Genomic DNA, 12,722 nt, shown 5'->3' with positions numbered 1-12,722 from the left:
CAAGTAAGTTTATAACTTACTAGACCAGTGAGTTAAATCTACGCTTTCTGCACCTGCCATCATAGCTTGGATGCTGAAATTGTAGTTGTCTATTACCTCTAATCTTGCATATTCGCTATAGAGCATATAAACTGTGTAGTCCCAAATACTTAATTTGTTGAGAGCATTAGCTTTTGTACTAACAGCATCAATTATGGTAAAAATATCAATATCATTTTCACCATCTGAATCTTGTAGTGCCTTTTTCTTTTGATCAACTTTCCTCCTGTATCCTTCCATTTGTTCCATTAGAAGTCTTGTCTCTTCATCAGCAGGAAGGGTTTCTTCCTCTTCTTTTTCAGAAGGAGGTATTAAGTAATTTTGGAGTTTTATTATTTTAACAATGTTATCGAAATTATCTCGATGAATGACCTTCATATCTTCTTCACTCATGGATTCTAATACATCATTGTTTATGGATATTTCGCCATATTCATCTGTATAGAATATCCCTCTTTTTTCAAAGTCAATTGCTATGATATTCTCATCAAGAAATCTGATATCATGTGTTCTAAAAATCATTTGTAACGCTTCAATTAATGCTTGTTGAAATTCTTCATCACCTAATTTTGTGTAAAAATCAAACGGTTTTAAAGTGTGTTGAATTTCTTGTAAGGCTCTTTTTCTATCTTCATCCACTATTGCTTCAATAAAATCATCAACAGAGAGTGATACCCATTGAATATTTCTCATATAATGAGAATGTCCAAAGTCAACTAATTCACCGAGAAGATATGGTTTTATATCTAAATTATCAACAGTAAGACTACTACCTTTTAGAAGACATAATTTGAGATCAAGTTCATTTAATTCTCTATAATCTCTCATATCTTAATCACGCTTCTATGGATAAATATTCGCAATACAATCTAATTGCATCAAATTTAGTATTGACTGCTAAGTGTCTAAAACCTTTTATATCCAGTTTTATTGTAGTGTTGAGGCTACGACTTCCAATTTGATCTATGATTCTACCCATAATTTCATATGGTCTTATTAACGATCTTTCACCATCATCAATAAGCCACAAGCTTTTCGCTACAACTATATCAATGAGTAATTGAGTTTCTAAGATAACCTCTGAACCATCAAATTCTCCATCATTGTGATATACACGAACAAATGATGAATCACTAGTTATGGCATCTGGGTCAAAAGGGAATGGATGAATTTTTGAATCTGGATGTTCTCTTGCTATTAGATTTGATTTATCTTCGACAGGTTGGAGGAAAGGGTTTTTCTCATTATTTACTAATAATCTTGCCAATCCTTCATTTTTTGCCAATTGAATCATAATATCAACTATACTTTTAGAAAGGTTTTCTAACTTCATTACCAAATTCTCCCTCCACTAACATCATCATCTTTAACTTCTGGTATAAGGGTTTGTTGGCTCTGATTGTTGATTTCTTCATAATTCTTATTTAAAGCAATTCGATTTTCAAAATCATCACCATTTTGAATGGTTGTAACTTTGGCAGTGAACTGTATAATTCCATAACCATTTCTATCAACAGAAGTTACATCATCTACACCTGTAATTTCAAAAACCTTCCTACCAAAAATAAACCTATTGTTAAGCTGAATACTTTCTGTATCTTCATTTGCTTCAACAAAAATAAACAACTGTCCAAGAGGTAATCTAACATCATACTTATTCCATTCGATTTCATCTTTACTTTGCTTGGCTTTTGATCCTAAATCAGTAGCACTTGCAACGCAATAATATTCTTTAATTTGGTCATTATTATCTTTCCATTTTAGAGTTCTATTACATTTAGAAACTAGAACCTTGGAGGAAACACCTGTGCCATATTTACCGAATATTACCCAAATCTCATCATCAAATGTCAAATAAGTTCCAACATTTAAATTTTGATTAGGTCTAAATAAGACTTCTCTTAAAGTACCTAATCTTTCTACTTCTATTACCCTAGCATCCATCTCAGTAATTTCTGGGAACTCTGTACTAATGACTCCCACTTTTCTAAAGGTTGGTGCGTTGGCAAAAGTAGATTCTATGAAAGTAATGGTATTTTTATTGTATGATTCTCCAATATTTTTACCGTTACGACCTACTCTTTTATTATATCTGTCTAGGAAATCACTCATTTTCGAGCTTTCCAATCAGATTTTTAATTAAGTTTAAACACTTGAAAGTTTCTCTTTTTATGATTTTCTTCTTACTATCTTTTTTGTAGATTTCTTTTTTAATAGATTCTAGTGTGGATAGCAATGAAACATATTCGAAACTTTGATCTAACTTTATAACTTCTTCAAGACCATATAACTCAAACAACAAAGATTCTATGTAAGTCTTAACACCAACATTTTCTTCTTCAAACAATGGAAGAATTTTAAAAACATTATTGACTACTTGGTTTAAATAAACTATTAATTTCTTTTTATCTTCAACCATTACCATTTCTCCTTATCTAGATCAATATAAGAGTATTCGGTAATTAATTTCCTTGCTTCTTTCGCAAAGTTTCTATAAAGTAGACTCATTTCCTTAAGTTGGTTGGCTTGTGAATAGATTTTGAAATCTTTATCACTAAGAGACTGTTTCATATTTTCATCAGTTAAAACTTTCGGTTTCAAATATTCCACTAGCATTAATGAGACTAAAACTTCAACTTCAAATGGATGTAGTTCTACTGTGAATACAGTTTCACCATTGTCATCAATAGTTTTTAAACTATTCTTACATTTGTAAAATTTAGTTCGTGCAGATTTAAAATAACCGAAAAGGTCTTCCATGATTTCTTCTTCTGTTATATTGTCCGAAAGAAAACTGTAATCCGATATCCTTGATAAAAAACTATCATAAATATCAGTAATTTTAGTTACTTCCGACATTCTCTACACTTCCTATGCTTTATTAACGTAAATGACGTTTCCTTTTTGTTTTCCTTCTAGTGCTAGATCATTAATTGGACTATTATCTTCTAATGAGAATTGAAATTTATCTTGAATCATGTTGATGACACGAACATCATAAAGTTCTTTCTTTGAATGCAATTCTTGAGCTTTATTGATGAAAGTATTTTTCATACCTTCTGGTAAGTTATCAACAAACACAATCAGTTCTTCAATTTCCATTTTAAATACAGAGTCGATATTTTCTGGTGTAAGAATATTTTTGTATTGTTCTGTTAGACCAAATTCATCTTGAACTTCTTTATCTAGAACAACCAACCAACATTCTCTGAAATAACTAGGAAACCTGTTTTGAATAGTTACTAGTTCACCATATGGAATAGATTCAACTTGACCAAATCGTGTGAATCTCCATTGTCTACGACTAATATCTGACCGATAAACTACTGTACCCATCAAACCACTCATTACTGCAATCTTGTCATCATCTTTGAGTTTAGTTTTCTTAGATAGTACACGATGTTCGTCAATTTCTAACTGCTTTGCATCTTCTTCTTCTTGCTTAATCATTTGTTGAAGTTGAGCATTTGTATATGCTTTACCTTCTTTATCTTTCAAGTCTTCTTTTTCGTAACCGTATTCTTCTACCAAAATTTTTGTTAATTCACGCTTGTTTAATTGTGCCATTATTAATTTCTCCTTTTTCTCATTTATATTAGGAGAGGCAATAAACCTCTCCATATATAATTATTTATTGCACTTCTCTTATAGAGAAGGAAGTTTTACGAAACCAAATACTTTGGTTGTGATTACTGCAATACCGAAACGGTTAGCAATGAAGTATTCTTTCATCATGTCAGAAGTAGTACCTTCTTGTTGGTCTTGAATAACTGCATCACCTTCGTTTACAACTTTAACCATTTTATCAGAGTTCTGTGGAAGAACAAGAATCATGTTGTTGTCGATAGCAAATTCATCAGTACCATATTCATGAGACTGTTCGATTTCACGCAATTCGATTCCAGAGATAACACCATAGAATCCAACTTCATTACGTCTGTCTTTCATAGTTTCTGTGATAGCATTAGGGGCAAGTCTACGAAGAGCAAGTTTAGTACCGTAAACGGCAACTTTCTCACCAGTACGTGCTTCAATGTGCATAGCAAGTTCAACTAGATCATCTTCTGTAAGGTTTCCAGAGAAGTGATATGTACCGTTGTATTTACCATAGCTAGAAAGAACTGCTTTGTAGATACGTTGAGTAAGATCACGCTTGAATGATTCAGCAATACCTGCCATCATCTCAGCCCAATCTACACGACCTGCTAAGAAACGATGAAAGTCCTCACCGATTTTAATAGCATAAGTATCAAGAGAAATAGAGAACTCTTGACCATCACGTAAACGTTGTCTACGGATATTAGAGTTTCCATCAGATACTAGAGCGATACGGAAAATTTGGTTAGCAGGAGTTTTGAATAGGTTTGCATCTCCCCATGCTAAGTTACGATATTCAGCGAATCCTTCAAATTGAGCTTTAAGCCCTTCTTGAAGAGTTTCGTCAATAATGACTTCTAGTAAGTCGAAAATTTCTGTTTTATGCTTACGGAATACTTTACGAGCTTCTTTATCAGTCATATCAGTAGTATATTCCATCAAATCTGCAAATGCTTTACGAAGTGTGTCATTTGACTCATCTGTTGAGAAGTTTTGAGAACCATTAGTAATGGATTTACCTTTAGCCAAATCAACAGCTAATTTTACAATATTTTTGTCCATTTTGTATATTCCTCCTTGGGATTATTTATGTATTAGTTACGTGTAACTTGTACAGCGAAAGCTTCCATAGTTAGGTCTAATTCGTTACCACTGTTTTCGATTACTTCGAAGACAACTTTAGCACTTTGAACTGCTGTAGCATCTTTACCAAGTTTACCGTCAGCTTTAACACAAAGAACGTCACCAACTGCAACTGTATCAGCAAAAAGATCAGATGTAAGAGTAACAATATCACCATCATATAGACGGTATGCACGTGCTACTTTACCTGCTTCAATGCGGAAGTCAGCTAGTTTGTAATCTCTTTCGTCATACATTACTTCTGAACTGTGGATGAAAAGAACGTCAAGAGCAACATCCTCAACATCAGCTAGACGAGCTTTCTTAGTTTCTCTTTCACCTGCGATCAAACCTTCAACTACAACAAACAAACCGTTTGTGATTTTAACTGTGCTAGTTCCTGCATTGTCATAAACAATTACAGATTCCAAGTTACCATTGTAACCTGCAAGCATCTTATCTTTACGAGCGATTGCCATTTTTATTTTCCTCCTAATAATTATTTAATAATTATTTATTGTATTTGTCGAACAAATCCCCATAACGCTGATTTTGTTCTTCTTTGTCTTCACCACTTGTGATTGTCAAGCGGATATTACTATCATTTTCTTTTGAAAAATTCTTTGAAGCCATTTTGCGACCCAAAATTGAGAAACATTTATCTTCTAGTTGTTCAAGTGTAAAAGAATGAATATCAATCTCTTTAACATCTTCTTCTGTTAGTTGGAATTTTGTAAACATATCTTGAACTTTTGCTTCATGATTTGTTTTCTCAACATCAAGTTTAAATTGACGTAGAGTTTCAACCTCAGTGGTTAATGCTTGTTTTTCGGAAGTTAGTGTAGAATTTGCAGTTTCTAATGTTGCAATTTGAGCTTGCAAATCTTCTACTGTTGGTTCAGTAACTTCTGGCTCAGTAGAAACTGGTTCAGTAGCTTCTGGTTTTACAACCTCTGGTTCAGTTTTTGGCTCAGTAGAAACTGGCTCAGTTTTTGGTTCTACAACTTCTGGCTTTACTTCTAATTCGAAAACTTCAATGATTTTTGCTTCTAGTTGATCTTCTGAAATTTCATCAAATTTGATGCCTTTTTCATTTAGTTGTTCAACTGTTAAACTATATTTTTCAAGTAATTGTTTTAAAAACATATCGTTTTCCTCCTTGTTTTTTTGATATGATTGTAATTCACCCAAAAGTTGCGAGAACTCTTGTTTAAATGAATTTTTATCTAAGGTATAAGTCGCTGTAATATTTGCATCTTCAAAAGCAGGTTCTACTTCATCACCAAGAATACAAAATGCAGAGAATACAAAATTATTAATCTCGTAAGTTTCTTCATCATCATTCCAAGTACCATCTGTCACTTCAATTTCCATTGATTGACCTTTACCACTTTTAATAACATCATTGGCTTCTGCATATCTCCCTGTCCAAAGAATACAACCACTAACAGTTAAATATTCACGAATTGAACCGTCTGAGCCTCTAACTTCTTCCCATTCATACTCTGCTGATTCTGGGACAACACCATAAGGTTTAGTTGTATGTATAAAGTCATAAGAATCAAGATCAATTGCTCCACCATGACCTTTATAATCTTTAGCTTCTACAGAATACTCACCAACAATAGGAATGTTGATAATAGTAGGAAGTGCATTTTGCACAGCTTCTTTTGATATACTTGAATAGTTTCTATTCTTGCCTGTATAAAGAACACGAACTTTACAAGTAGAGAAAAGAGGACTAATAGTTTTTACATCACTAATACTTGCTTGAAATTCTAATATTTTTTTCAACTCTTTTCACCTCCTTCAAAGTCGTGATAACTTAAGCATTAGGCTTATCCTTGTTTCTATTTGTTTCATCAGATGCATCTTTTGCTTTCTTTGCAGGTCTACCATCTTCTGCTTTTGGTTTACCTATAATCTCATCACCATTCATGGTGTGAGAACTTTGTAAAGGAATGAATTTTTCATGAAGTTTCAAAATATCATTTTCTAAATATGCACTATTCATAGTTTCAATTGGACTTTTTCCAACAACTGCACATAACTCATTCTTAACTGGAACTCCATATTGTGCAGATTCTAAGTACATTTTATACATATCATCTCTATTAAAATGAGTAACATGTAGAATACTCAAACTAAACATTAAATCTTTAGGGTATTCGGATTTCAGATAGCGATTAACCCATCTTTCAATCTGAGTAAGTACACCAAACACAATCTCTTCATCTGTACGGATTGACATTAACAATCCTTGAGAAGTAGATTTATCAGCATTAAATAATAGTTGAGATGTACCACTACCTGCCCAAAAATCACGTTCTGCTTTGGCAACACCATCACTATCAACTCTATCTTTGTCAAACTTAATAGGGCTAATAGGCATTGGAGAAGTAATTACTCCTACATTTTCTGGAACAGTGTTACTTGCTAAATTGTGAAAAAACATCATAGTATCTTTATCAATCATGAAATCGTTATTATTATCGCTGTTTTGTCTAATTGGTAGCTCTTGTGATAGAATCATGTAATTCCCAAGTTCTTCTTTGTCTTTCCGTAATTGTTTAAATGCTTCAATATCATAAATAGCATCAAAACTACCTGCAAATGGTGGAAAGGTTTCTGTAAATTCTTCATTTACTTTAATGACAATGGTATTTCTTGAATTTAACTCTACCCACTGTCCAATCTTAGAGTTCTTTTCTTTCATTGCTTTCCATTCTCTGAACTTGACCTGCACTTCTGTTGCCCATTCTGAAAGCAATTTCTCATTACCTAAAAAGAAAGACATATCAATACTAAAGTTGTAAACACCATCTTCTACAGAGGTGATTTTACAAATATCAGCTTCAATATTTTGTATGTAGAATGATCTTTTTTCTCTATGTATATATCCATAAAATACATCTTCTTTAAATGCAATCCTCAGTAATTTCTTCATTTCATGTGGAAGATTCATCATCTTGATCAGTTCTGCAATTTCGATATATTGTTTTTCAACTTTGCTTTTATTACTTTTTCTAATATCACGAATAGGATTAATAACATGAGCAAACAGTGCCATATCTGAAAAGTGCTTTAGCAATCTTTGATACTGTGGACTTTTAGCATATAAGAGATTTGAGATTTCACGTAAGGTTCGCTGATTTCGCTCAAGTTTGTAACCCTCAATAATTTCTCTAACTTCACTCTGCTTATATTTCTTTAGAACTCCACGACCTCTTCTAGACTTGGATAAATCTGAAATTATTAATCTACCAAAGTTATTTCTATCAAATGACATTGCATTTTTTCTTAATATTAACTCTTGATTGACTTCCTCTGACATTTTCTCACCTCCTATTAACTCCAATATTTGCTTTTCGCTTTCTTAACTGCAAAGAACCCTTTAACATCAAACGTCTGTCTTTTTCTTTGTTGGTTCTTTTGTTCTTCAAGATAGATATAATATAGACCGTATGAAACAGCAGAATATCTATCTTTTTCCATGCTTTTAGAAACCTGTTTAACAACAGATTTTTTACCTCTCTCTTCATAAAAGAGGTTCATTACTTCTTCTACAAAAAGACTTGTTTCAACGTGTGGTGCAATAACTTTTGCTAATTTCTCATAATCTTTTTCTTTTGATTTCTCTTTAATTACTGATTCTGGAATTAATAGTTTTAATTCATGGTTTGAAATTACATTCATAAAATTATTGTGTATATCAGATGAATTAGTTTCTTTTGTATTTGAGCTAATATTAAAGATATATGGTTTTGAATTAGGAAGTTTATATTTATCGTATGTGTCATCATTTACAACTGAATAAGAATCATGAGTATCATCTTCGAGAACCATGAGATCAAGCAAACCTTTTCCTAATCCGTTTCCATCTACGCAAATCATAGAAGCATCATATTTATCTCTTAACTCTTTAATATGCTTACTCTGATATTTAAAGTGCATTTTACCTTTGTATGTATAAATATTTACTAACTGTTTGAAATAGTTTCCACTACCTCTTGGTATGAGTTTGAAGACAGCAATTGCTGTAGTTGCAGTTTTCTTTCTTTCAGAACGTGCAACGTCAACAGAAATTACATAGAAATGATCGCCTTTTGTGGTTTCTGTTTCAGATTTCTTCAAGGTTCTACATTTTTCTAAATCTTGCAACTGTACCAAACTGTTCTCACTCGAACCTGTCCATACACTGTTGTACTCTCTAGCAAATTGTAAAGGTGACATACTAGGTTGATTTCTAACATCTTCGATATATTCTGGATCAAGCTGTTCAAAAAGAACTGGTAGCTCAAAATCATTACCGATGACAAAGGCTGACTTTCCTCTAGCCATATCTAACATTACACTGTATAATTGCTCCCAAGCATATGATTGTCTTGAGGCGGCAGTTGTTACATACATTATCTGCTTATGTAATTCATAATTTAAAACCTTACCACCGGGGGCAACACTTTTTCTGTTGTTTGCAAGTAGTGGTAAAAGTACCTCACCAATGACTTCTCTATGCTTTTCCATTTGACATATTTCCTCAAATGATAACCCATGCCTACGCAAACCACGTGATCCTTGTGAAGCAACTACAATATCTAATACTGCACCATTTAAAAATTTCAAACGTGTATAGTCTTTAGCAAAAGTAGCACCTCTGGGTTTTATTTCTTTTTGAAGTAAAGGCATAAAGTTCCAAATTGCTTCAATATTTTGTTGAGCAATTTGACTTGCTTGGTCTTTCTGTGGTGCAACAAGTGACAGTTTGATATTTGGAAAAAATATACATTTTAGATACATACTTAAAATATTCAAAAACGACTTGGATGTACCACGTGTTGCTGTTATGTAAACTTTTTTATACCTTGCCATGATTCTTAGAAAAATTCTTTGGAAAGGATAAAGTCTAAATGTACTATCCTCTGAAAGAATATAGTCAATGAATTTATCTGGATATACTTGGAAGTAGGCAAGCATATCTGCAAATTCTGGTAATAAATCTGAAATGTTACTACCTGCATTTGTGCCTTGTACATTTTCTAATTCATCCCAAGATTTCCATTTACTCATCTTCTTCTTCCTCTATGCTGAAATCTAAATCTTCATATTCTTCATCATTTAGTTCAACAGGTGTTTCATCAAGTTCGTAAAATTCATCCATTTCTGATGCTACTTCATCTGGAATTTCCGACAAAATTTGTTTACCTACTAAACGATTATAATAATTAAGCAGTGAGACAATCATTGAGTCTACTACATCTTCATCAAAATCAACTTTAGGTGGTTTCCTAAATCCTTTTTTCTCAACTTCTTCAAATACTTGAGCAAAACTTTTAATCCCTGTAGCATCATCTATGCTTTGTCTGTCTACTGGTCTAAATCCTGCTGATTTTTCCATGTCATCAATTGTTTTTGAAAGCTTAGTATAATTAGCAATATCTCTTTCTCTTCTCAATCTTTCCAATTCAATAGTCAAGTAGGCTAATTCCATAAGTTTATTCACATGAACAGGTGTATAAATCTCATGTGTCAAACGCATATCTTGATAAAATTTTTCCATCTTGAGATATTCAATCTGCTTATATCCTACTCCCCATTTATCAACAAGGTCATCTGAGTATTCGATTACTTCACCTTTAACATTTTCTAATTGGTTTGGTGCTTTGGCAGACTGTAAATCAACTGTCTTACTATTACCATCCATACCATTACTATTATCAAAGGTTTTATCTTTATTTTGACTTAGTGAGTTTATTTTCCGTATATATTCACCTAAAGGATATTTACCAGACTCAACTGCACTATTCCATTCTTTTTCTCTAAATGGTTTGTCTATTTGTCTTAGAAAACCAATAACGCTTTCAATGTCATCAACATCTACTTCTTCACGTATACATACACTGCAAATGTTTAAACTGCCATCTGGAAACATTGGGCTATCTACCTTATAGAAAAACTTTACAGATTTTTCTTTGCCACAACTTCCTTGACATTTCTTTTTAGGAGTCTTTGTTTGTCTACTCCTTCTAGGATTAGTCATAGTAGACACTCCCTTTCTATGTTATATTAAGAAAATTAAAACAGCACCCAATTATAAAAATTGGATGCTGAATAAAATTCTCAAATATCCCTCTCATTAAGAATACCCTTAACTAAGTTAATTTGTGTCACTTTTGTATAAAATTACTTTTTTATTAAATTATCATTTTATACTCAATGCCATTTTTTCAATTAATGTATTATCACCATTATTAATAATATAATCTGGTCTTAAACCTCTATTACAATCATAATTATAGTCATCTACATACATTTGAATAATTATAGAAACATGCTTATTTTTAAGTTCACATTTTCTAGTGCAACTACGACTCTGGTGAATATTAACTGTGTTTCCAAGCATTTTTTTGAATGTATCTCTGCTTTTTTGAAGACCTTCATAGGTATTTTCAATAACAAATATAAAAACACTTTCATTGTTATTTAAAACTAGGTTATGCAATTCCACTACTGCTTCATTAAGTTCTTTGTCACATTTCATTCCACTATCTTTAAGTTTTGTTAGTAGATTGATATAACTCATTAATTCTTCTTTTCTGTTCATCTTCATCATCTTCCTCTTCGTTTTTAATTTATATATTAAGCGAGTTTAATTCGCTCAATCTCGTTTATCATTTAAATTGAATATAATAAATTGCATCAAGGCTATCTTGAGAATATTCAAATAGTTGAAATCTCTTATTAGCACCTACAAATCCATTATCTTCATGCCATTCATCTGTCTTGTTTGCTGTAGCTAAAGTTCTCTGAACAATACCAAATTTATCTTTTGTGATTTCTGTATGTAAATGACCACTATGTACTTCTCTTATTTCTGCTTCTGCAATCAATTTTCCAAACTCAGACATGAAGTTTTCAGTGATTCTATTCACACCTTTATCACCATGAGTAAGTCCAATAAAGACCTTTTTCCAAGTGAATGCTTTTCTTTGCTTTAGACTTGAATCAAATTTAGCTTGTGGAAAAATCTTCATCAATACTCTAAATAAACCATAGCTTAATGATTCATCATGATTACCCTTTACATACTTTGCTTCTACATTATCAGCATTTTCTAGTGATTCTTTAAATATAGTTTCGTAAAACTGTAATGCTTCATCAAAAGCAACTTCCATGTTAGTTTTTTCAATATTTGTGCCATTTGCAGTTTGTCCTCTAAAGTTGTCATTGTGTAATAAGTCTTGCCCAACCACAATTAAAATTGTGTCCCATTTACGTGATCTAATTCTATGTACAATCTCTAGTAGATAATTACAATAATCTTCCAACGTAGATATACCAAAATGCATATCAAATAATGAAATTTCAAGTAGTTTATCTTGAGCAATAGTCTCATTTTTTTCTATTATAATCTGATCACGCTTCGTAGTCACTAATTCTAATAATTTATCTAAATCGAAACCATCAACTCTAGGTTTAACAGTGATCTTACTTGAATATAATTCTTGTATTTTATCTGCTGTACTATAGACATTCCAAATATTATTTCTTGCATTTACTAGTTGCCAATCTTTTTTGTCGAAACCATGTGCTTTCAACAGGTAATCAACATCTTTTAATTGTTCTGCATTCATTCGAATAAGCTTATCTGACTTATGACTACCATTTGAAAGAATTTCATTTGTTTCTTTGTAAGCAATATCTTCTTCTGCATTTAATCTTTCTAGTTCTTCATTCTCTACAAAATCTTTCCAACCATAAGATTTTTTTCTTAAGGTTTCAGCAGAGTAATCTAGACCAAACATATCAACTAAATCTAACCAATCAAGTGAATGTTCTTTACTTAATTTCCCGACTGATAACCTAACTAAATGTCTAAATCTAGTTTCACCTTGTAATCTTTCTAAATTAAAATCACTCATTAAAAATTTACACCTCATATTTGTCATCATTCAAATAAGCCAAGA

General features: G+C 32.0%; 14 protein-coding genes. All 14 read right to left on the bottom strand.

The genetic code is table 11. From position 1 onward, the window contains the following. Positions 1 to 9 precede the first annotated feature (9 nt). Entirely contained in the window at positions 10 to 867 is an 858-nt protein-coding gene (locus tag Q7A53_RS06180) for a hypothetical protein (protein ID WP_411788259.1), read from the bottom strand. 7 nt (positions 868 to 874) lie between these two features. After that, positions 875 to 1,372, bottom strand: a complete 498-nt coding sequence (locus Q7A53_RS06175) for a hypothetical protein (protein ID WP_411788258.1) — start codon at positions 1,370 to 1,372, stop codon at positions 875 to 877. After that, positions 1,372 to 2,151: a hypothetical protein gene (locus Q7A53_RS06170; RefSeq protein ID WP_411788257.1), complete on the bottom strand. Its 780-nt coding sequence runs from the start codon at positions 2,149 to 2,151 to the stop codon at positions 1,372 to 1,374. The genes Q7A53_RS06175 and Q7A53_RS06170 overlap by 1 nt, the downstream gene beginning before the upstream one ends. After that, on the bottom strand, positions 2,144 to 2,458 hold the full coding sequence (locus Q7A53_RS06165) for a hypothetical protein (protein WP_411788256.1): 315 nt from the start codon (positions 2,456 to 2,458) through the stop codon (positions 2,144 to 2,146). Before Q7A53_RS06165 ends, Q7A53_RS06170 begins: the two co-directional genes overlap by 8 nt. Further along, on the bottom strand, positions 2,458 to 2,898 hold the full coding sequence (locus tag Q7A53_RS06160; RefSeq protein WP_411788255.1) for a hypothetical protein: 441 nt from the start codon (positions 2,896 to 2,898) through the stop codon (positions 2,458 to 2,460). Before Q7A53_RS06160 ends, Q7A53_RS06165 begins: the two co-directional genes overlap by 1 nt. Before the next feature lie 12 nt (positions 2,899 to 2,910). Beyond that, positions 2,911 to 3,606, bottom strand: coding sequence for a hypothetical protein (locus tag Q7A53_RS06155; RefSeq protein ID WP_411788254.1), 696 nt, complete (start codon positions 3,604 to 3,606; stop codon positions 2,911 to 2,913). Positions 3,607 to 3,684: 78 nt separating this feature from the next. Beyond that, complete coding sequence (locus tag Q7A53_RS06150; protein WP_411788253.1) at positions 3,685 to 4,698, bottom strand: hypothetical protein; 1,014 nt, start codon at positions 4,696 to 4,698, stop codon at positions 3,685 to 3,687. Between the two features lie 32 nt (positions 4,699 to 4,730). Further along, positions 4,731 to 5,237, bottom strand: coding sequence for a hypothetical protein (locus tag Q7A53_RS06145; protein WP_411788252.1), 507 nt, complete (start codon positions 5,235 to 5,237; stop codon positions 4,731 to 4,733). Positions 5,238 to 5,268: 31 nt separating this feature from the next. Beyond that, positions 5,269 to 6,552: a hypothetical protein gene (locus Q7A53_RS06140; RefSeq protein ID WP_411788251.1), complete on the bottom strand. Its 1,284-nt coding sequence runs from the start codon at positions 6,550 to 6,552 to the stop codon at positions 5,269 to 5,271. 31 nt (positions 6,553 to 6,583) lie between these two features. After that, the gene (locus Q7A53_RS06135) at positions 6,584 to 8,092 is read right to left on the bottom strand and encodes a hypothetical protein (RefSeq protein WP_411788250.1); all 1,509 of its coding nucleotides are present in this window, start codon (positions 8,090 to 8,092) and stop codon (positions 6,584 to 6,586) included. A gap of 14 nt (positions 8,093 to 8,106) precedes the next feature. Continuing rightward, positions 8,107 to 9,825, bottom strand: coding sequence for a DNA-packaging protein (locus Q7A53_RS06130; protein ID WP_411788249.1), 1,719 nt, complete (start codon positions 9,823 to 9,825; stop codon positions 8,107 to 8,109). Continuing rightward, positions 9,818 to 10,795, bottom strand: a complete 978-nt coding sequence (locus Q7A53_RS06125) for a hypothetical protein (RefSeq protein WP_411788248.1) — start codon at positions 10,793 to 10,795, stop codon at positions 9,818 to 9,820. The genes Q7A53_RS06130 and Q7A53_RS06125 overlap by 8 nt, the downstream gene beginning before the upstream one ends. A 162-nt stretch (positions 10,796 to 10,957) precedes the next feature. After that, positions 10,958 to 11,359, bottom strand: a complete 402-nt coding sequence (locus tag Q7A53_RS06120; RefSeq protein ID WP_411788247.1) for a hypothetical protein — start codon at positions 11,357 to 11,359, stop codon at positions 10,958 to 10,960. Between the two features lie 67 nt (positions 11,360 to 11,426). Next, positions 11,427 to 12,677, bottom strand: a complete 1,251-nt coding sequence (locus Q7A53_RS06115) for a hypothetical protein (RefSeq protein WP_411788246.1) — start codon at positions 12,675 to 12,677, stop codon at positions 11,427 to 11,429. Positions 12,678 to 12,722: the final 45 nt, after the last annotated feature.

The organism is Halobacillus rhizosphaerae (assembly GCF_046719735.1).
Classification (GTDB): domain Bacteria; phylum Bacillota; class Bacilli; order Bacillales; family Halobacillaceae; genus Halobacillus_B; species Halobacillus_B rhizosphaerae.
The sequence above is the reverse complement of the archived record's forward strand: the minus strand, read 5'-3'. Positions and strand labels throughout refer to the sequence as shown.

Excerpts from the sequence above, each read along its gene's own strand:
- Q7A53_RS06180 (WP_411788259.1), bottom strand. The coding sequence starts at position 867 with ATGAGAGATTATAGAGAATTAAATGAACTTGATCTCAAATTATGTCTT.
- Q7A53_RS06175 (WP_411788258.1), bottom strand. The coding sequence starts at position 1,372 with ATGAAGTTAGAAAACCTTTCTAAAAGTATAGTTGATATTATGATTCAA.
- Q7A53_RS06170 (WP_411788257.1), bottom strand. The coding sequence starts at position 2,151 with ATGAGTGATTTCCTAGACAGATATAATAAAAGAGTAGGTCGTAACGGT.
- Q7A53_RS06165 (WP_411788256.1), bottom strand. The coding sequence starts at position 2,458 with ATGGTTGAAGATAAAAAGAAATTAATAGTTTATTTAAACCAAGTAGTC.
- Q7A53_RS06160 (WP_411788255.1), bottom strand. The coding sequence starts at position 2,898 with ATGTCGGAAGTAACTAAAATTACTGATATTTATGATAGTTTTTTATCA.
- Q7A53_RS06155 (WP_411788254.1), bottom strand. The coding sequence starts at position 3,606 with ATGGCACAATTAAACAAGCGTGAATTAACAAAAATTTTGGTAGAAGAA.
- Q7A53_RS06150 (WP_411788253.1), bottom strand. The coding sequence starts at position 4,698 with ATGGACAAAAATATTGTAAAATTAGCTGTTGATTTGGCTAAAGGTAAA.
- Q7A53_RS06145 (WP_411788252.1), bottom strand. The coding sequence starts at position 5,237 with ATGGCAATCGCTCGTAAAGATAAGATGCTTGCAGGTTACAATGGTAAC.
- Q7A53_RS06135 (WP_411788250.1), bottom strand. The coding sequence starts at position 8,092 with ATGTCAGAGGAAGTCAATCAAGAGTTAATATTAAGAAAAAATGCAATG.
- Q7A53_RS06130 (WP_411788249.1), bottom strand. The coding sequence starts at position 9,825 with ATGAGTAAATGGAAATCTTGGGATGAATTAGAAAATGTACAAGGCACA.
- Q7A53_RS06125 (WP_411788248.1), bottom strand. The coding sequence starts at position 10,795 with ATGACTAATCCTAGAAGGAGTAGACAAACAAAGACTCCTAAAAAGAAA.
- Q7A53_RS06120 (WP_411788247.1), bottom strand. The coding sequence starts at position 11,359 with ATGAACAGAAAAGAAGAATTAATGAGTTATATCAATCTACTAACAAAA.
- Q7A53_RS06115 (WP_411788246.1), bottom strand. The coding sequence starts at position 12,677 with ATGAGTGATTTTAATTTAGAAAGATTACAAGGTGAAACTAGATTTAGA.